The sequence below is a fragment of the Mycobacterium sp. DHQP2018-32-09 genome, assembly GCF_058148405.1.
Window position 1 is genome coordinate 1 of the sequence record NZ_JBYVYK010000062.1, and the last position, 16,948, is coordinate 16,948.

The 16,948-nt window shown below is 69.7% G+C and carries 16 protein-coding genes and 1 pseudogene; 8 read left to right on the top strand and 9 right to left on the bottom strand.

Annotated elements, in window-relative coordinates:
- Nucleotides 1-405: pseudogene (locus AC30CM_RS23660) on the top strand (hypothetical protein); the annotation flags it as partial.
- Between the two features lie 243 nt (nucleotides 406-648).
- On the opposite strand, the gene AC30CM_RS23665 reads toward AC30CM_RS23660, so the two are convergent.
- Nucleotides 649-1,158 (bottom strand): YkgB family protein, encoded by a 510-nt coding sequence (locus AC30CM_RS23665; protein WP_490119356.1) that lies wholly within the window; start codon nucleotides 1,156-1,158, stop codon nucleotides 649-651.
- Between the two features lie 249 nt (nucleotides 1,159-1,407).
- Here AC30CM_RS23665 and AC30CM_RS23670 point away from each other — a divergent pair, with 249 nt between their 5' ends.
- Complete coding sequence (locus tag AC30CM_RS23670) at nucleotides 1,408-2,727, top strand: TetR/AcrR family transcriptional regulator (protein ID WP_490119357.1); 1,320 nt, start codon at nucleotides 1,408-1,410, stop codon at nucleotides 2,725-2,727.
- A gap of 43 nt (nucleotides 2,728-2,770) precedes the next feature.
- Here the strand turns inward: AC30CM_RS23670 and AC30CM_RS23675 are convergent, their stop codons facing one another.
- Both AC30CM_RS23675 and AC30CM_RS23680 read right to left on the bottom strand, forming a co-directional pair.
- The gene (locus AC30CM_RS23675) at nucleotides 2,771-3,745 is read right to left on the bottom strand and encodes a zinc-binding alcohol dehydrogenase family protein (protein WP_490119382.1); all 975 of its coding nucleotides are present in this window, start codon (nucleotides 3,743-3,745) and stop codon (nucleotides 2,771-2,773) included.
- A gap of 86 nt (nucleotides 3,746-3,831) precedes the next feature.
- Entirely contained in the window at nucleotides 3,832-4,647 is an 816-nt protein-coding gene (locus AC30CM_RS23680; RefSeq protein WP_490119358.1) for a haloacid dehalogenase type II, read from the bottom strand.
- Between AC30CM_RS23680 and AC30CM_RS23685 the strand changes: the two genes are divergently transcribed.
- Both AC30CM_RS23685 and AC30CM_RS23690 read left to right on the top strand, forming a co-directional pair.
- Complete coding sequence (locus AC30CM_RS23685; RefSeq protein WP_490119359.1) at nucleotides 4,640-5,977, top strand: TetR/AcrR family transcriptional regulator; 1,338 nt, start codon at nucleotides 4,640-4,642, stop codon at nucleotides 5,975-5,977. The two genes, AC30CM_RS23680 and AC30CM_RS23685, sit on opposite strands and share 8 nt — an antisense overlap.
- An 86-nt stretch (nucleotides 5,978-6,063) precedes the next feature.
- The gene (locus AC30CM_RS23690) at nucleotides 6,064-7,533 is read left to right on the top strand and encodes a dihydrolipoyl dehydrogenase family protein (protein WP_490119360.1); all 1,470 of its coding nucleotides are present in this window, start codon (nucleotides 6,064-6,066) and stop codon (nucleotides 7,531-7,533) included.
- Nucleotides 7,534-7,560: 27 nt separating this feature from the next.
- On the opposite strand, the gene AC30CM_RS23695 is transcribed toward AC30CM_RS23690, so the two are convergent.
- On the bottom strand, nucleotides 7,561-8,901 hold the full coding sequence (locus AC30CM_RS23695) for an alpha/beta hydrolase family protein (protein ID WP_490119361.1): 1,341 nt from the start codon (nucleotides 8,899-8,901) through the stop codon (nucleotides 7,561-7,563).
- 116 nt (nucleotides 8,902-9,017) lie between these two features.
- Between AC30CM_RS23695 and AC30CM_RS23700 the strand changes: the two genes are divergently transcribed.
- The 3 genes from AC30CM_RS23700 (at nucleotide 9,018) to AC30CM_RS23710 (ending at nucleotide 11,808) form a co-directional block, all read left to right on the top strand.
- Nucleotides 9,018-9,929 carry a fumarylacetoacetate hydrolase family protein gene (locus tag AC30CM_RS23700; protein WP_490119362.1) on the top strand — a complete coding sequence of 304 codons (912 nt, stop codon included), beginning with the start codon at nucleotides 9,018-9,020 and terminating at the stop codon, nucleotides 9,927-9,929.
- The gene (locus tag AC30CM_RS23705) at nucleotides 9,926-10,579 is read left to right on the top strand and encodes a TetR/AcrR family transcriptional regulator (protein ID WP_490119363.1); all 654 of its coding nucleotides are present in this window, start codon (nucleotides 9,926-9,928) and stop codon (nucleotides 10,577-10,579) included. The genes AC30CM_RS23700 and AC30CM_RS23705 overlap by 4 nt, the downstream gene beginning before the upstream one ends.
- A 152-nt stretch (nucleotides 10,580-10,731) precedes the next feature.
- Nucleotides 10,732-11,808 (top strand): threonine aldolase family protein, encoded by a 1,077-nt coding sequence (locus tag AC30CM_RS23710; protein WP_490119364.1) that lies wholly within the window; start codon nucleotides 10,732-10,734, stop codon nucleotides 11,806-11,808.
- Nucleotides 11,809-11,811: 3 nt separating this feature from the next.
- Here the strand turns inward: AC30CM_RS23710 and AC30CM_RS23715 are convergent, their stop codons facing one another.
- Both AC30CM_RS23715 and AC30CM_RS23720 read right to left on the bottom strand, forming a co-directional pair.
- Nucleotides 11,812-12,717, bottom strand: a complete 906-nt coding sequence (locus AC30CM_RS23715) for a hypothetical protein (protein WP_490119365.1) — start codon at nucleotides 12,715-12,717, stop codon at nucleotides 11,812-11,814.
- Between the two features lie 63 nt (nucleotides 12,718-12,780).
- Nucleotides 12,781-13,455: a VldE C-terminal domain-containing protein gene (locus AC30CM_RS23720; RefSeq protein ID WP_490119366.1), complete on the bottom strand. Its 675-nt coding sequence runs from the start codon at nucleotides 13,453-13,455 to the stop codon at nucleotides 12,781-12,783.
- A 118-nt stretch (nucleotides 13,456-13,573) separates the two neighbouring features.
- Between AC30CM_RS23720 and AC30CM_RS23725 the strand changes: the two genes are divergently transcribed.
- Nucleotides 13,574-14,872, top strand: a complete 1,299-nt coding sequence (locus AC30CM_RS23725; protein ID WP_490119367.1) for an acyltransferase family protein — start codon at nucleotides 13,574-13,576, stop codon at nucleotides 14,870-14,872.
- Between the two features lie 6 nt (nucleotides 14,873-14,878).
- On the opposite strand, the gene AC30CM_RS23730 is transcribed toward AC30CM_RS23725, so the two are convergent.
- From AC30CM_RS23730 to AC30CM_RS23740, 3 genes are read right to left on the bottom strand one after another with little or no spacing between them, the layout of a single operon-like run.
- Entirely contained in the window at nucleotides 14,879-15,229 is a 351-nt protein-coding gene (locus AC30CM_RS23730) for a thiocyanate hydrolase (RefSeq protein WP_490119368.1), read from the bottom strand.
- The gene (gene scnC / locus AC30CM_RS23735) at nucleotides 15,226-15,942 is read right to left on the bottom strand and encodes a thiocyanate hydrolase subunit gamma (protein WP_490119369.1); all 717 of its coding nucleotides are present in this window, start codon (nucleotides 15,940-15,942) and stop codon (nucleotides 15,226-15,228) included. The genes AC30CM_RS23730 and scnC overlap by 4 nt, the downstream gene beginning before the upstream one ends.
- Nucleotides 15,943-15,956: 14 nt before the next feature.
- Entirely contained in the window at nucleotides 15,957-16,799 is an 843-nt protein-coding gene (locus AC30CM_RS23740) for an SH3-like domain-containing protein (protein ID WP_490119370.1), read from the bottom strand.
- Nucleotides 16,800-16,948 lie beyond the last annotated feature (149 nt).

Here is a 16,948-nt window from a genome sequence, read left to right on the forward strand (position 1 = left end):
CCACAGCCGCTGCCCCGGCCCGCGACGAAGGTGCTCGACCAACCGCTGCCACCGCCTCCGGGCGCGCCGTACGTCGCACCGCCGGCCGGGCCCGGCCGGCCACCGGGTGCGCGGCGGCTGAGCCGCCCCAAGAAGATCGCGCTCGCGGCGGGCGCTCTGGCCGCCGTGCTGGTCACCGCGATCGCCCTGGCCAGCGAACCGACGCCGCAGAGCGTCACGCCCGCTCCCGTCGCCACCACCACGACCACCCCGACCTCGATGCCGACCTCCACCTCCATCACCACCACCACCACGACCACCACCACGTCGCCGCCCGCGCCCGTCGGGCCGCAGGACGGACCCGGCAAGAAGGGCCCCGGCGGCCACGGCGGGGGCCCCGGAAAGGGTCCCGGCAAGCGCGACTAGGGGAGCACGGCGGCAGCAGGTCGGGTCGAGCACCGTGCACAGCGCGTCCTCGCAGAGATGCCGTCGGCCTGTACTCGACTCACGAGCAGGCGGTTTCGACGCCGGATGCCATCTCCGTTCACGCGCTGTCCGAGATCGGCAACGACGGTGTCGTCGACCGAATGTGGTTGATTCGCGACGACATCGCCGAACGGGTGCGCCGGCTGCCGGATGGGTTCGAAGCCGTGTGACGCCGCGGAGTGGTCATCCTGCCGTACGGTCACGGCGCCGTACCTCCCGCGCCGCGTCGGCGAGAGTCCAGAAGGAAAGGCCCAGCAGCGGGACGTCTTTCAGTAAGAACTCGCCGGTCAAGGAGAGTGCTGGGAATCCGCCGCCGGCCGGTTCGGTCACACCAGGCGTCGAGAGCAGGAAGCTCACCGTGGCGATGAACAACACGATGGCCAGCGCGCTGCCGATCATCGAGGCCTTGGGGGCGAGGGGTTTGATGGCCAGCAGGATCGCCGCACCAACCTCGAAGACGCCCAAGAGTGCCGAGAACGTGCGTTCGGAAAACACGCCGTAAAGCCACCCCATGAGGGGGCTGTGCGCGACCAGGGGCGCAATCTGATGGGCCTCGAACTCGAAGAACTTCAGCACGCCGATCCAGCCGATCACCAGTACCAGGCCGTACCGGCCCAGTATGGCGCCGATCTCATCGATCGTTGAAATCGGAATGCGCTGAAAAATCGTCGGTTTCAATGATTCACCGGACATCGTGACTCCTTCAAATAATGGGTTGCACGACCCACTATAAGGTGCGGGGACCGGCCGGTCAACGCTCGTCGATGCCTGTAAAGACAATCGGCCGAACGCCATTCGAGAAATCGAAGGTGCCCTCGGCGATCGTGGTGTCTGAATGGCGCCGTACCGAATCGTGCGGCGATCGACCGCCACCCGATGCCGAGGTCCTCGGTACGTCCGTACGAGCCGACGCTGCGCGAGCACCGGTATGGTGTGAGGGAAATGACCAGCTCATCCCCGCCTGCAACCCGCGATCTCACCCCCAAGGGTCGTATCACCCGGGACCGGATCCTGCGTGCGGCGGCAGACGTGTTGATCGCCGACGGCGTCCAGGGTTTCAGCCTCGACAAGGTGCGGCGGGAAGCCAGTGTCAGCGGTTCACAGCTGAACCATTACTTCGACGACCGCCGTCACCTCGTGCGGGAAGTCGTGCGGCGCCAAGCCGCGACGGTGCTGGACTTCCATCGCCAGCCCACTCTCGGAGCCCTGGACACCTTTGCGCACTGGGACCGGTGGGCGCAGCTGAACACCAGTTACCTGCACCGCACCGGCTTTCACGGCGCCGTCACGTATCACGGCCTGGCCGGTCAGCTGGCGAAGTCGGACGACACGGTCCGCGAAACCTTGGCCGAGGGGTACTGGCGGTGGATCAGCCTCCTCGAAGACTCGTTCGCTCGGATGCGCAGCCGTGGCGCGCTGGTCGAGGACGTCGAACCCCGCTCGCTGGCGCTGGCGGTGGTGGCCCTACATCAGGGTGCGGGGCTGCTGTCCTTCGCGTTCCGCGAGGAGTGGCCGTTGGCCGACGTCACGCGCATGGTCGTCAACCACGTCCGCGGCCAGGCCGCCGATCCGGCAGATCGCACCAGGCGGCCGCCCCCGCGCGTCCGTCGCCGTCGCCGCCGTCCGCCACGTCCGGACGTTTCCGCCGGTTTCACCATCAAGGGTGCGACCACCAGGAAGCGCATCGTCGCCGGCGCCGCCGAGCTGTTCTCCGAGCGGGGCGTGCAGGGGACCAGCATGGAAGACGTGCGACGCGCCGTCGGGGTCAGCGGCTCGCAGCTGTCCCACTACTTCGCCGACAAGGACGATCTCATCGGTCAGGTGGTGCTGGCCCGGACCCAGGACGTCGTCGATTTCCACGGTCAGCCGGAACTGGGCCGCTTGGACCGGATGGCATCCCTGCGAGCCTGGGCAGAGCTGTGCTGGACGCAGTCCGGAGCGGTCTATCTGCGCAACGGTTGCATCTACGGTGCCCTGGCCGGGCAGCTCCTCGAGGCCGGCGAGCCCGTGCTGGACGACGTGGCTGCCGGCTACGACCGGTGGATCGGGATCTTTCGCGACGGTCTCACCGCCATGCGGGCGCGCGGTGACCTCACCGACGCGGCCGATCCCCGGCATCTCGCCGTCGCGATCGTCGCCGCGCACCAGGGCGGAGCGCTCCTCGCTCACGTCACCGGCGACGGGCAGCCCTACCACGCCGCGGTGTCCGCGGCGCTCGACCATGTCGCGGTGTTCACCCCGGCGGGTCGGACCACCCCTTAGGCCACGGGCCGACACGGTTCGGCCGCCGGGTGCTCGCCCCGCGCTACGCCAGCGCAACGACCATCTTTCCCTTGGCCTCGCCGGCCTCCATGACGCGGTGCGCCTCCCGGATGTCGTCGAAGGAGAACACACGTGCCGGCGCGGCGTCGAACGCGCCCTCGCGCACCTGAGAAGCGATGTGAGTCAACGGAACGTCGTCGAGCGGAAAGCCTGGCGTGCCGAAGACGAAACTTCCGAAGAACGTCAGGTGCACCCCGCTCGCCATTCGGGCCAGGGGATTGAAGTGCTCGATGGGGGCTAGACCGCCAAGCCATCCCGCGAGGCACGCTCGTCCGCCGCGCCGGAGGAGGTCGAGGGAGTCGAGGATGGTGCTGTTGCCCACGAGATCGAGCACGGCGTCGACGGTCTTCGTCTCCGAAAGGCGCCCGGCCAGATCTGGACCCTCCACCTCGCCGCGCGCGGCTCCCAGGGCGACCAGCGCGTCGAACTGCCCCGGGTCGCGGGTGGTGGCAATGACCTGGGCTCCGGCATTCACCGCGAGCTTCACCGCCGCCTGACCAAAGGCGGAGGTGGCGCCTCGGATTACCAGCGATTGTCCAGCTTGCAGTTCGAGGTTGCGGAACAGGCACGTCCACGCGGTGGCGTAGGTCTCCGGCAGCGCCGCCAATCGTGCCCAGGGGAGGTCTACGTCGATCCGTGCGACGTTGGCGGTACGCACCCTGGTGTATTCGGCGTAGCTGCCGTTGATCGTCCTGCCGAGTCCCCCCATCAGCGCGGCGACGCGATCGCCCACGGCGAAGGTGCCGTCGGGGCAGGAATCGACCACCCCGACGCATTCGATGCCACTGACCTCGGCGGCCTCCGCCCACTCACCGCGCCGCATGTGAAGTTCGGCGTGGTTGAGGCCGAATGCACGCACCGCGATGACCACCTCACCGTGGCGCGAGAGCGGTTTGGGGATCTCGGTGTGGACGAGTCGGTCCAGCCCGCCAAATCCGTCCAGCACGATGGCGCGCATGACGTCGCCGCCCTCGTGTTCGCGGACCACGGTTGGTCCGGATCCTGCGTCGGTCGTCTTCACGGTGGAACCGCTCACGGTCGTCCTCACCTTCCGCTAGTCATTCGTGTTGCGAGATCGGCGATGTCGTCGACCACCAGGTCGTGCTGCGGAACGCCCGCGACCCGGAAGGGCGCGTTGCCGCTGCGTGCGACGAAGGCCGTGCCCATGCCGGCCGCCGCCGCCCCGATGAGATCCCATGCGTGCGCGGCCACCATCGTGCAGTCCGCGGGCTGGACCCCGAGGGCCGTCGCGACTCCGGTGTAGAGCTGCGGTGCCGGCTTGTACGCCCGTTGCGGGTCGACGCTGAACTGGCGCTCGAAGAACCCTGACAAACCCGCCTCGTCCAGGGGTGAGGCGCGACCGGCGCGGTGCGGGGAGTTGGTCAGCGTCACCAGGCGAAAGCCGCCGTCGCGCAGCCGGCGCAGACCGTCCTCGACGTCGCGGTGCGCAGGCATGGTGCGCATCGCTTCGAGCAGGGAGTCGGCCTCATCGAGGTCGAGGTCGAGGCCTCTCGCGGTGGACACCATCTGCAGCGCCGAGCGTCCCAGGGTGAAGAAGTCCGCGTACTGCCCGGAGATCGTCAGGGTCATCGAGTACAGGATCAGCTCGGAGAACCACGTGCGCAATACCGCGGGATCATCGAACATTTGCGCGAAATATGTTGCCAGAGAATCGATGTCAAGCAATGTTTCGTTGACGTCGAAGACGAGGACCCGCGGCGTCGGCATCGCTCGAGTATGGGTCACGCGCCCCAAAATGTAAATGGCGACGCGGCCTGCGGTGCGGCGCCCTTGAGGAGACGGGCGCATTTCGCCTGCTCGAGCGGGTTGATCCGGTAGTTTCGAAACCACGATGACCACGGTGGATGATTCCTCGACGCGCGGCCACACCGCCAAGGGGCTCGCCACGCGAGAGCGGATCTTGAGACAGGCGGCCGATCTGCTCCTGCGCGATGGTCTCAATGGGTTCAGCCTCGAACGCGTGCGAAAGGCCGCGTCGGTCAGCGGGTCTCAAATCGAGCACTACTTCGGCGATCGCGGCGAACTGGTGCGCACCGTGCTGCGTCGTCAGATCGACATCGTGCTGGACTTCCACCGGCAACCCGAACTCGGAGGTCTCGATGCGTTCGACGACTGGACGCGTTGGTCGGAACTCAACGTCGGCTACCTGCGCGACATCGGCTACCGCGGCACCGCCACCTACCACGCTCTGGCCGGCCAACTGCTGAAGTCCGACGACGACACCAGGAAGATCTTTGCCGAGGGTTACGCCCGCTGGGTGGCGCTACTCGAGGACGGTTTCGCCCGGATGAGGGGCGCCGGGCTGCTCCGGGACGACGCCGAGCCGCGCCACCTCGCCCTCGTCGTCGTGTGCCTCCATCAAGGTGCGGGTCTGCTGACGTTCTCGTATCGCCAGGAGTGGCCGCTGGTGACGGCCACGCGCTTCGTCGACGACTACGTACGGGGCTACGCTACCGATCCGCGGGATCGCCGCGGCCGGCCTCGTCCCGCGACCGACCGGCCGCCGCCCCGATCGGTAGCCGATCGGCCGACCCCGACGTTCACCAGGAAGGGACTGGCGACGCGGGCTCGCATCATCGCCGCGGCAGCCGAACTCATCCTGCGACGCGGGGTGAACGGCACCAGCGTCGACGACGTTCGAGCCGCCGCGGGCGTAAGCGGATCCCAGATGTCCCACTACTTCCGTGACAAGGACGACTTGGTGCGCCAAGTGGTCGCCGCGCGGGCCGATTTCGCGATCGAGGTGCACGACGACCCGCGGTTCGAGCACATTCGGTCGTTGGCATCGTTGAGGGAGTGGGCCGCGTCGTGCCTCGCACGGGCTGGGCAGACCTACGTCCGACACGGATGCGTCTACGGATCGCTGGCCGGTGAACTGCTCGACGGCGGCGAGGGCGTCCTCGCCGACCTCGCCGACGGATACGACCGGTGGATCGCGGTGTTCGAGAAGGGATTGGCGTCGATGGTTCGCGGTGGTGAGCTGCGTCAGGAGACGGATCCGCGGGACCTCGCCGTCGCATGCGTCGTCGCCCATCAGGGTGGAGCCCTGGTCTCGCATGCCACCGGCTCGGTCGACCCGCTGTCCGCGGCGCTGTCCGCAGTGGTGTCCATGGTCGAATCGCAAGCGTCGCAGCGCGAACCAGGTGTCATCATCCGTACCGAACTCTAGGCGTCAAGATCCGGCGAGGATTCGCTCTGGACATAGTGGGCTGAATGGCCCAAAATAATGGGCACACCAACCCAATGGAGGCCCGAATGACCGCAACCTACGACGTGATCGTGATGGGCGGTGGTCCGGTGGGGATCACGGCCGCCGATCGCGCGCACGCGGAGGGGCTGAGCGTGGCCCTCGTCGAACGCGAACTCGTCGGCGGCGAGTGCAACTATTGGGGATGCGTGCCCAGCAAGGCGCTGCTGCGCCCCGTGCTGGCGCTGGCGGACGCCCGCCGCGTCGACGGTGCCCGCGAGGCCGTCGCCGGTGCCGTGGATCCCAAGGGCGCCTTCGCCCGGCGAGATCGATACGTCACGAACTGGGACGACGCGCCCGTCGCGGCCGCGGTCGGCGCCATGGGGCCCGAACTCCACCGCGGCCACGCCCGGCTCGTCGGGCCCCGCGAGGTGGTGGTGACCGCCGGCGACGGCACGCAGGTCGCGCTCGAGGCGCGCCACGCCGTCGTCGTGTGCACGGGCAGTACCGCCGCGGTTCCCGACGTCCCGGGAGTGGCCGAGACGCGGCCGTGGACGAACCGGCGGGCCACCGACAGCAGCAGCGTGCCGCCCCGACTGGCGGTCGTGGGCGCCGGAGGCGTCGGCGTCGAGATGGCCACCGCGTGGCGAGGTCTGGGTTCAGTGGTGACGCTGCTGGCACGCACCGACTCGCTCCTGCCGCGCATGGAGAGCTTCGTCGGCGAGTACGTCCGCGCGGGGCTCCTCGACCAGGGTGTCGACGTGCGCCTCGGCGTCACCGTGACCCGGCTGTCGCGGCCCGGCGGCCCCGGGCCCATCCGGGTGACCCTGGACGACGGCGTCGACCTCGAGGTGGACGAGATCCTCTTCGCGACAGGCCGCACTCCGAATACCGCCGACATCGGGCTCGAGACCGTGGGCGTGCAGCCCGGATCCTGGCTCGACGTGGACGACACCTGTCTGGTGCGCGACGTCCCCGGCGAGTGGCTCTACGCCCTCGGCGACGCCAATCATCGTGCCCTGCTGACCCATCAGGGCAAGTACCAGGCGCGCATCGCAGGCGCGGCCATCGGTGCCCGCGTGCGTGGCGACGTCCTGGAGACCGAGCCATGGAGTTCCCACGTGGCCACCGCCGACGACCTGGCAGTGCCCCAGGCGTTCTTCACCGATCCCGAGGCTGGTTCAGTCGGTCTGACGGCGCAGCAGGCAGCGAGCTGCGGGTTCCGAATCCGCGTGGTGGACGTCGACATGGGCGCATCGGTGCCCGGTGCGAACTTCTACGCCGACGGCTATCAGGGTCGCGCTCGCATGATCGTGGACGAAGACGGGCGACATCTGTTGGGCGTCACCATAGTCGGACCCGGGGTTGCCGAGATGCTCCACGCCGCGACCATCGCCGTGGCCGCCCGAGTGCCCATCGAGCGGCTCTGGCACGCCGTGCCGTGCTTCCCCACGGTCAGCGAAACGTGGTTGCGGCTGCTTGAGTCCTACCGCGACGGTGCGGGGGACGAAGGAATGGGGGGCGAGAAGCCACATTAGGTTCCGCGCACGGGTGCTCGTCGGCGGTCATCCGACGAGCCGATCGGCCAACCACGCCTGCGACAGGTCGAGCCACTGGCGGTAGTGGCCCATGGCGCAGTGGTCGTCGTCGGGGTAGAGCACCAGGGTGGCGTTGGGGGCGCCTGCGGCCAAATCGACGGTGTCTTGCGTGCTCAGCAGCGTGTCCTGGTTGCCGTTGATCGCCAGCAGCGGAATGGTGATGTCTGCGTATCGATCTCGGATGGACAGCGCCTTCAGGCGACGGACCAGGTCCATGGGATGGCGTGCGCCGACGGTGTCCGCCAGCGCGCCGATGATCACCTCTGGGATGCCCAGGGCGCCGCCGTGGAACGTGTGGTGCGTGGGTGCCCCGCAGGCCACGGCGCAGACGAGGCGATCGTCGGTGGCAGCCAGCCGTGCGGCCCAGTATCCGCCGAAGCTGACGCCGACCATCGCGATGCGACCCAGCCGAGGATCGGCGACCAGCCGGTCGATGACGCGGCGGTAGATCGTCTCCGAGTCGCCGCTCATCGGGGAGGGGTAGGCGTAACTGCCGGGCATCTCCATCAGGAACATCGCCATACCCGTTGCGCGGTAACGCATCAGCCCGATCGCCAGCTCCTGCACCGTGCCCTCGAGCCCATTGGTCGTCAGCACCACCGGATGCGGCCCTCGGTCGTTCGGCAGCACCAGCCAGCCGCGGACGGTCGAGCCGTCGGCTGCGGCGACGTCGACGTGCTCGACGGTGACGCCGATCGCGGGCGCCAAGGACCAGATCAGCGCATCGAAGAGTTCGCGCGAGCGCCAGTACGCCCGCAACCGACCCGGGGCGTGCCCGGGAAACGCGCTGACCTGGTGGTAGGTGATGGCCTTGACCCACGCGTCGATGGCGCGGAAGGCCATTGCCCGCCGTAGCGTCTCCCCGGACGTCGGGGACGGATCGACGAGATCGGTGATAGCCGCGTCATCGGGTTGAGGCCCGTGGTCGGCGAACGTCACTGCGGCGGGTGAGATGAGCCGGGCCAGCGTCGCGACGTCGTCGTCGGTGATGGTGCCGGGCCTGCGGAGGTCGGGGACCATGGGGCGATCCGGGCCGGCGAGATCGCGCAGCAGCGCCGTCGCCCGGGCGGCGTGCGTCGAAGCGATGCCGTCCCAGTGGGCGCACCAGCGATCGTCGCGGAATGACCTGGCGGCGTCGACCTGCCGGGCGAATTCCGTGGGATCGAGTCCCCCCATGTTCGCGTACCGGAGGACGAACAGGCGCGGGAGAAACGCCGCGGCGCCGAGGAATCGGGCGGCCACGTTGGTCAATCGGGTCGCCGCGCAAGCGCTGACGAAGACCCTCGTCGGCAGGCCGATCGAAGCCACGATCACGTCCCTCCCGGTTCACGGTGTGCCGGATCTACCGGAACAGTCGTTCCGAACGTAGCATAGTCGACGTCGATTGCGGAACGGTCGTTCCGGGAGAGGTCGAGGGGCATCGGATGATGATCAGACGCGTACGGGGCGCACACGGCCTCGACCTGCAGGTCATGGACGGCGACGGGGCGTGGACTGCCGGCGGCGACGTGACTGCCCTCGGAGGGCGAGTCTTCGACCGCGAGTGGGAGACCGCGCGTGCCGACGAGCAGCTTCGCCACGGGACGGCGCTGTTGCCGTTCCAGCCCCTGTCGTTTCGCGACTTCATGCTCTACGAGCGGCACGTCGAGGACGCCAGCAGGGGACTGGTGCAACGCTTCCACCCCGGGCAGTACCGCGCGGTGCGGGTCGTCGAGGCCATCACCCGACGCACCTTCCCCCTGCTGCGGCCGCGGCCGTTGTTCTACGCCCAGCCGATCTACTACATGTCCAATGCCATGACCTTCGTGCCCACCGGTACCCCGATCGCGGCCCCCTCCTACAGTGACGCGCTGGATTACGAGCTGGAGATCGGTTTCGTCCTGGCGCGACCGCTCGTCGACGCCACACCGGCAGAAGCCCTCGACGCCATCGGCGCCTTCGTCGTCCTCAACGACTTCAGCGCCCGCGACGTGCAGCGCAGCGAAATGGACAGCGGCTTCGGGCCGCAGAAGGCCAAGCACTTCGCCAGCTCGCTGTCGGAGGTGGCCGTCACCGCCGACGAGATCCTGCCGCGCCTCGACGCGCTCCAGGGCTCCGTGACGATCAATGGCGCGACGGTGGCCACCGTGACGAGTGCCGGCATGCAGCACGGCCTCGGTGAGGTGCTGGCCCACGCCTCGCGCAGCGAACCGCTCCGCGCGGGCGAGCTGTTCGGCACCGGCACCCTGCCCGGAGGCAGTGGCATGGAGACCGGACACTGGCTGCGCCCGGGCGACACGCTGACGCTGTCGATCGACGGCATCGGCCACGTCGAGCACCGCATCGTCGAACGATGAGCGAGGCCACCACCCGCACTCGCGAGGACGGGCGCGTCGACGTGGAGAAGCGACTGCTCGACGCCGCCGAGGATCTCTTCGCCGAACGCGGCTTCGCCGGGGCCGGAGTGCGTGAGATCACCGAACGCGCGGGCGCGCGGCTGGCGGCGGTCAGCGAACGGTTCGGCGGCAAGGAGCAGTTGTTCCGCGCGGTGGTGCTGCGCCGCATCCAACCGCTCAACGAAGACCGTCGACGACGGCTGTCCGCCCTCCCGGCCCGGGGGAGCCGCGAGCGTCGGCTGCGGGCGCTGCTCGAGGCGTTCGCCGAGCCCATGCGGCAGCGAGCCGGCGAGCCGGGCTGGGACCGCTACTTTCGGCTGATCGCCCAACTCGCGAACTCCGGGCATCCGATCCGGACCGTGATCGCCGACGAGTTCAACGACATCGCCGCCGACGTCATCGCTCACCTCCAGGCGATCTTCCCCGGCGCGAGCGACGCCGCCGTCCACGACGCCTATCTGCACCTGGTGGCTGCCACCATGCACACCTACTCGAACAACCACCGACTCGACAGCCTCACCGCCGGCCGGCTGCACGCCCGCGACCTCGACGACCGACACGAGGCGCTGCTGCGCTTCGCCGCGGGCGGCATCACCCGGCTGGTCACCTGACCGCGCGCCTCGGCCGCGGCGCCTCCCAACCCGCCAACGAGAAGCGCCACGAGAAGATCGAAATCGTCGACGAAGCGCTCGCCCGCGTGCACGCCAGGCTCGAGGCCGCCCCGGAGTAGTCGCCCGACCGGCGCGGGTGCCACCATCGTGTGGTGACGATCTCCCCGCTGCACGACGCGCACCACCGCAGCTTCGCCAGCGACAACTACGCCGGCGTCCACCCCGAGGTGCTGGAGGCCCTGCAGGCCGCCAACGGCGGGCATCAAATCGCCTACGGCGCCGACCAATACACCGCCCGGTTGAGCGAGGTGATCCGAGCGCACTTCGGGGACCGGGCAGAGACCTTCCCGGTGTTCAACGGCACCGGAGCGAACGTCGTCGCGCTCACCGCCCTGCTGCCGCGCTGGGGTGCGGTGGTCGCCGCGGAGACCGCCCACGTCAACACCGACGAGGCCGGGGCCCCCGAACGCGTCACGGGCCTGAAGCTGCTGACGGTGCCCACCCCTGACGGCAAGCTCGACCCGGACCTCGTCGACCGCCAAGCCTGGGGCTGGGGCGACGAGCACCGGGCCCAACCACTCGCGGTGACCATCACCCAGACCACCGAGATGGGCACGCTGTACCGGCCCGACGAGGTGCGGGCCCTCGCCGACCACGCCCACGCGCGCGGCATGGCGCTGCACATGGACGGTGCCCGAATCTGGAATGCCGCTGCGGCACTGGGAGTTCCCTTTCGCGACTTCACCACCGACGCCGGGGTCGACGTGCTGAGCCTCGGCGGCACCAAGAACGGTCTGCTGGCGGCCGAGGCCGTCGTGGTCCTGGATCCCGACCGCGTCGACGGACTGACCTACCTGCGCAAGCTCACCATGCAGCTGGCCAGCAAGATGCGGTTCGCCTCGGCGCAGCTGCTGGCCCTGTTCGACGACGATCTGGGGCTGCGCAGCGCCGGCCACGCCAACGAGATGGCCCGGCGGCTGCGGCACGCGCTCGAGGCAGGCGTCGCCGACGGCGAGCTGCCGGGCTTGCGCTTCACCCAGGACACGTCCGCCAACGCCATCTTCGCGACGTTGCCGACCGCGGCCGCCGACCGCATCAGGGAACGCGTGCGCTTCTACGACTGGGACCGGGCGCGCGGCGAAGTGCGCTGGATGACGGCGTGGGACACCACCCAGGCCGACGTCGACCGCTTCATCGCGGTGATCCGCGACGAACTCGCCCGCGGCTGACGGTCAGAACGTGCTGGTGCCCTCGGGGGTGACCTGGAAGCCCAGGGTCTTGCCGTCGAACGTGGCGTAGCACGCCACGCCGCCCGCGATCGCCATGCACGTCGAGCCACCGCCGTTGAGCCGGTAGCCCACGGGCAGCTGACGCACGACGCCGGGGTAGGCCGGAGTGTCGAACTTCGGGTCACCGGTGCGACGGATGCCGCTGCCGCCGGGCAGCTGCAGGTACACCTCGTTCTCGCCGCCCGCCACGCCGGGCAGCGGACCGTCGCAGCCGATCTCTCCGCCGCTGTAGACGACGATCGAGCACGTCAAACCGCCGTCGACGGTGAACACGGGGAACAGGTTCTTCGGTCCGCTGCCCACCAGATACGTGTCGTCGCCCACCACGAACTCGTTGGGGTCGGGAAAGCCCTGGGGCAATCCCTCGGTGGCCGGGCCGATGCCGGTGCGCGACGGCGAGATCACCATCCACTGCGTGACGGGCATGCCCTTGGTGCACGCCGTGCGTGTGCCCGGGCCCACCGCGCACTCGAAGTCGCCGAACGCCAGCTTCTGACCGTCGTGCAGCACGGGCGCGGCGTTCCCGGAACTCTTGACGAAGCGCGGGTTCGCGGTGGCCCGCAGGCCGCGGGCGAACACGTCGGCGGTGAGCACGATCTCGTTGGTTCCGGTGAGCGTGGCGGGCAGCTTGCCGTCACAGCCCGCCGTGCCGCGGGCGGGCAGGATCGCACACAGCAGCCCGTCCGGGGTCTGGAAGTAGGCCTCGCCGTTGGTGGTGAAACCGTCGGGTGAGACCTGCGTGTAGCCGCTGAGATCGGGTTGCGGGGGCTGGGCGTGTGCGGGAGCGATGGTGCCCGGCGCCACGACGGCGCCCAGGGCGACGAGCAGGACGAACAGGATTCTGGCCATGGGTTCTTTCGACGCTGGATCGGGGGGCGGACGGACGGTGGTGGGACCCATTGCGGGGCCCGGTCACCGGTAGTACGTCTCGCCCCCGGTCGGGTAGCCACCACCGTCGGTGGCCACGTGGACGTGGGTGAAGTGGTCGGCGTCCGCCGACCCGTAGTGGTTCATGACGTGGGCGGACGTGTCGCGCGACCAGATGATCTGACGCCAGATCACGTGATTGAGCCCGAATCGCTCCTTGTTGGCCAGCGTGAAGGCGACCACTTCGTCGCCCAGCGACTTGCCCGCCGCGGTGTTCCAGTCGGGGATCATGACGTCGATCGCCAGACCGTTGGGATGCCACTTCAGCGCGTCGGCGCGGACGCCGCCGATCGTGGTCACCTCGGGGAACGCGGCGCTGATGGCGCGCGCAGCGAGGATGGTCTTGACCTGCAGGCCCGCCTCGGGTGCCACGCCGGCGGGTAGCGGGCGACGGACGCTGCGGCTGGCGCTGAGCACCACCGAGTGTGCGGGCGGGCCGGCCAGCTGCGCGGTGCCGACGTCTCCGTCGGCGGTTGGGTCGGCGGCTCTGGCGGCGACCACCTCTGCCTGCCCGGCGGGTGCGAGCGGTTCGGCCGCCCGCACGTCGGGTGCGGTGGCCGCGGTGCCCGCCACGGCCGCCGCGACGGGGACCACGACGGCAGCCACGGCCACCTGCCAGCGATGGCGGCGCCGGGGCTTGGCCATCGAATGCCGTCCCATGAGCAGCAGGATAACAGTTCGGTAACGAGGCTCCGGCAAACGTGCACGTCAGCGGCCGCCGGACGGATTGGGTAGAAGTACTCGCGCGTGGGTCTGCGCGAGGCGGCATGCTGAGGTCATGCCGCTTGCCAAGTCCCGATCCGGCACCTCGCCGGAGACCGTCGCGACGCCGCGCGACCGTGACCGCGCCGTCGACGTCGCCCGACTGGGCGCGCTGCTGGTCGTGATGTTCGGCCACTGTGCCCTGCTGCTCGCGACGATCGACGACGGGGGACTGCGCATCGGCAACCTGCTGGGCGCCATCCCGCCGCTGGCGCCCGTGACGTGGGTGCTGCAGGTGATGCCGTTGTTCTTCCTCGCCGGTGGGGCCGCTGGAGCCTACGGGTATCACCGTCAAAGCTCCTGGGGGACATGGCTTTTCACCAGATCGCAGCGGTTGTGTCGCCCGGTGTTCTGGTACTTGGCGGCCTGGACCGTCGGTCTGCTGGTGGTGCGCGGCGTGCTGGGCCCCGACGCCGCGGCGAGCGTGGGCAGGGAATCGGTGGCCCTGCTGTGGTTCCTCGGCGTCTACTTCGTCACGCTGGCCTTCGTCCCCGCCCTGGTCCGGGTGCGCACGGCCGCGGGCTTCGCCGCCGTCGTGGGCGTGCTGCTGGTGCTCGCGGTCGCCATGGACGCCGCCCGCATCGCCGCCGACGACGCAGACGTCGGGATCGCGAACTTCGTCATCGTGTGGCTGATCCCCGTGGTGATCGGCGTCGCGTACGCCCGCCGCGTGGTGCGGCCGCCGGCGGCGCTGCTGATCGCCGCCGTCGCGCTGGCCACCCAGGTCGTCGTGGCGCTGCTGGGCCCCTACCAGGTCTCGCTGGTGGTCACCGGTACCGCGGACATGTCCAACGTCTCGCCGCCGACCGCGCTGCTCGCGCTGCACTGCGTCTGGATGTCGTGCCTGTTCGTCGCCTGCTCCGGCGCCATCGGACGCTGGGCGCAGCGGCCGCGCGTCTGGGCCGTGGTGGCGACCGGGAACACCGGCGCGATGACCCTGTACCTGTGGCACATCCCGGCCATCGCGGTCGCCACGTTCACGCTGCACGCCTTCGGGCTGGACGCGTTCTACCCCAGCGAACCCGACTTCTGGCCCATGCTCGCCCTGCGCGCCGCCGTGTTCGCGGTGGTCATGGCCATCGTCTTCACGGCGCTGTCACCGTTGGAGCACCGCAGGCTGCCCTGGTGGGATGCCCCCGCCGCCGCGACGGGTCTGCGAGCCACGCTGGCCGGCGCGCTGGTGTGCGCCGCGGGTGTCGCCGTGGTGCTGCTGGCCAAGAACGGCATGACCGGCGCCGACGGCTGGGGCGCGCTGATCGCCTTCCTGGTGTGCGTCGCGGCGGCGCGGCTGGCGGCAGGCACCGGTGCCCGCTGACGGGCGCTACGCCTCCAGCCGCGCCCGCACGGCCGCCAGCCGCTGCCGCAGCTCGTCCTCGGACAGCAGGCCACGCGTCACCAGTGAATGCGCCAGCGCCACCAGCTGACTCTCGGGATACGGCAGGTCGGCGTAGACGCTCGCCGACAGCGCGTCCTCCTCGTCCCGGCGCGCGGTGACGTCGGGCACCGGCGCGTCGCACGCTGCGCGATCCAACGCATCGCAGAGCCCGTCGAGGCTGGTCTTCCACGGCGGCACCGGGTTCTCGACGCCGTACTTGGCCGCCAGCACCGGCCACACCTGGAACCGGTCGACGATGTCGGCCAGCACGTCGATGCGGCCCGGGTCGGCACTCATTCGCCGACGGGGTGGATGGCCGGGCGGGTGGCGGTGACGACGTTGGTGGTGACCCCCGCCCTGGGCAGTGCGACGCCGATCAGCGTGTCGCGGGTGATGATCTCGGTCAACTCGTCCTCCTTCCAGTCCTCGGTGCCGTCGGGCCGCAGCGGCATCACCATGAAGCGGTGCTTCTGGTTGGAGTCCTGCACCCGGACCTCGACGTCGTCGGGCAGGTACAGGCCGAACTCGGCGAGCACCGGGCGAGGGGAGCGGACCAGCCTGCGCCGGTAGTTCGGGGTGCGGTACCACTCCGGGGAGTTGCCGAGGATCGGGCGCGGATAGCAGGAACACAGCGCGCACACGATGACGTGATGCAGCGTCGGGGTGTCCTCGAGGATGGAGAACGCGACGAAGTCACTCGGCGTCCCGAAACCCGTCGGCTCCAGCCAGTCGACACCCACCTCCTTGCTCGCGGTCATGGGCTCGGCGATGGCGAGCGCCTTGAACTCCGGATCCAGCCAGGCGCGCGCCACCAGTCGGGCTGCCGGGGCGGGGCCGATGTGTTCGGCGAACTCGGTGAAACGGCGGTGCTCCTCGGCGGTGAAGAGGCCCTTCTCGATGCAGAGTTCGCGCAGCGCGATCTCGAGGACCTCGAAGTCGGTGATCTCGTCGACCATGGGCTTGACGGTGCGGTCGTGAGAGTGCTCGCCGTGCTCGTGGTCGTGGGCCATGTCGTCCGTTCTGATTAGTCGGTGGCGGGTCGCAGCCAGTGTTCGGGAATCTCGGTGCGCAGCGTGTCCGAGGGCGCCCCGGTGTAGCCGTGCCACAGCTCGGACTGGACGAATTCGACGACGTAGAACCATTCCGCCGGGGCGTCCTCGCGGTCCCACGTCTCGTCTTCGGGTGCCGGGCTCTCGTAGGCCACCGTGGCGATGCGGCCGGTCGCACCGCGCACGTACTCGGGGGTGCGGGTGTAGAAGAGCACCGGCAGTTCCCGCACCGTGACGCGGTCGCCGACGGCGAACCGGGGATCGCCCGCCGTTCCCGCGTAGACCTGCGGGTCCCCGATGCCGACCGCGCGGACGTGATGGGCGTTGCGCACCACGCCGGCACCGTCGCCCTGGAACCGCGGCGCCGCCGCCGGCGGGCGACCCGCCAGGCCGTCGGCGTAGCGCTGCTGGACCTCGGCCATGCGCTCGGTGAGTTCGGTCAGCCCGACGTGGTGCTTCTCCACCAGCACCCGGGCGACCGACATCAGCCAGCGTCCGTAGTACGGCAGGCCCTGGTAGACGGCCCGGCCGACGTCGACGTTGCCGATGCGGCGGCGTTCCTCCGACAGCCAGATGCCCCGCCACGCCAGGACCTCGCACATCACGTAGGTCATGTGCTCCCAGGACTCGTACTGCTTGTTCTCGTACGTGATCGGCGCGTCCGGCTCGCCGCCGACGTCGTGCACCGGTTTCCACAACGCGACCAGTCGCCCGTGGTCCATCAGGTCGGGGGACGGGGCGTCGGGGATCTCGGGGAAGGCGGACCTCAACCGTCCCACCAGCGCGAGTTGGGCGGCGCGGTCCGCTGCAGTGCTCATCGAATCTCGCTCATCGAATCTCGGGGACACGGGCGACCAAGCTCACCTACGGTCGTAGGTTAGCAACCGAATGTGACCTGGACAACACCGACGCGGCTCGCCGCTGCGTTGCCGAGTCGGAGGCATTGGGTAGGGTCGCCGGGTGCCCG

Bases quoted from the DNA above. Each gene is read 5' to 3' on its own strand.
- AC30CM_RS23685 (WP_490119359.1), top strand. From the start codon at position 4,640: ATGACCACGGTGGATGATTCCTCGACGCGCGGCCACACCGCCAAGGGG.
- AC30CM_RS23665 (WP_490119356.1), bottom strand. From the start codon at position 1,158: ATGTCCGGTGAATCATTGAAACCGACGATTTTTCAGCGCATTCCGATT.
- AC30CM_RS23720 (WP_490119366.1), bottom strand. From the start codon at position 13,455: ATGGGACGGCATTCGATGGCCAAGCCCCGGCGCCGCCATCGCTGGCAG.
- AC30CM_RS23675 (WP_490119382.1), bottom strand. From the start codon at position 3,745: ATGCGCGCCATCGTGCTGGACGGATTTGGCGGGCTGGACCGACTCGTC.
- AC30CM_RS23740 (WP_490119370.1), bottom strand. From the start codon at position 16,799: ATGAGCACTGCAGCGGACCGCGCCGCCCAACTCGCGCTGGTGGGACGG.
- AC30CM_RS23725 (WP_490119367.1), top strand. From the start codon at position 13,574: ATGCCGCTTGCCAAGTCCCGATCCGGCACCTCGCCGGAGACCGTCGCG.
- AC30CM_RS23730 (WP_490119368.1), bottom strand. From the start codon at position 15,229: ATGAGTGCCGACCCGGGCCGCATCGACGTGCTGGCCGACATCGTCGAC.
- AC30CM_RS23670 (WP_490119357.1), top strand. From the start codon at position 1,408: ATGACCAGCTCATCCCCGCCTGCAACCCGCGATCTCACCCCCAAGGGT.
- AC30CM_RS23715 (WP_490119365.1), bottom strand. From the start codon at position 12,717: ATGGCCAGAATCCTGTTCGTCCTGCTCGTCGCCCTGGGCGCCGTCGTG.
- AC30CM_RS23705 (WP_490119363.1), top strand. From the start codon at position 9,926: ATGAGCGAGGCCACCACCCGCACTCGCGAGGACGGGCGCGTCGACGTG.
- AC30CM_RS23700 (WP_490119362.1), top strand. From the start codon at position 9,018: ATGATGATCAGACGCGTACGGGGCGCACACGGCCTCGACCTGCAGGTC.
- scnC (WP_490119369.1), bottom strand. From the start codon at position 15,942: ATGGCCCACGACCACGAGCACGGCGAGCACTCTCACGACCGCACCGTC.
- AC30CM_RS23690 (WP_490119360.1), top strand. From the start codon at position 6,064: ATGACCGCAACCTACGACGTGATCGTGATGGGCGGTGGTCCGGTGGGG.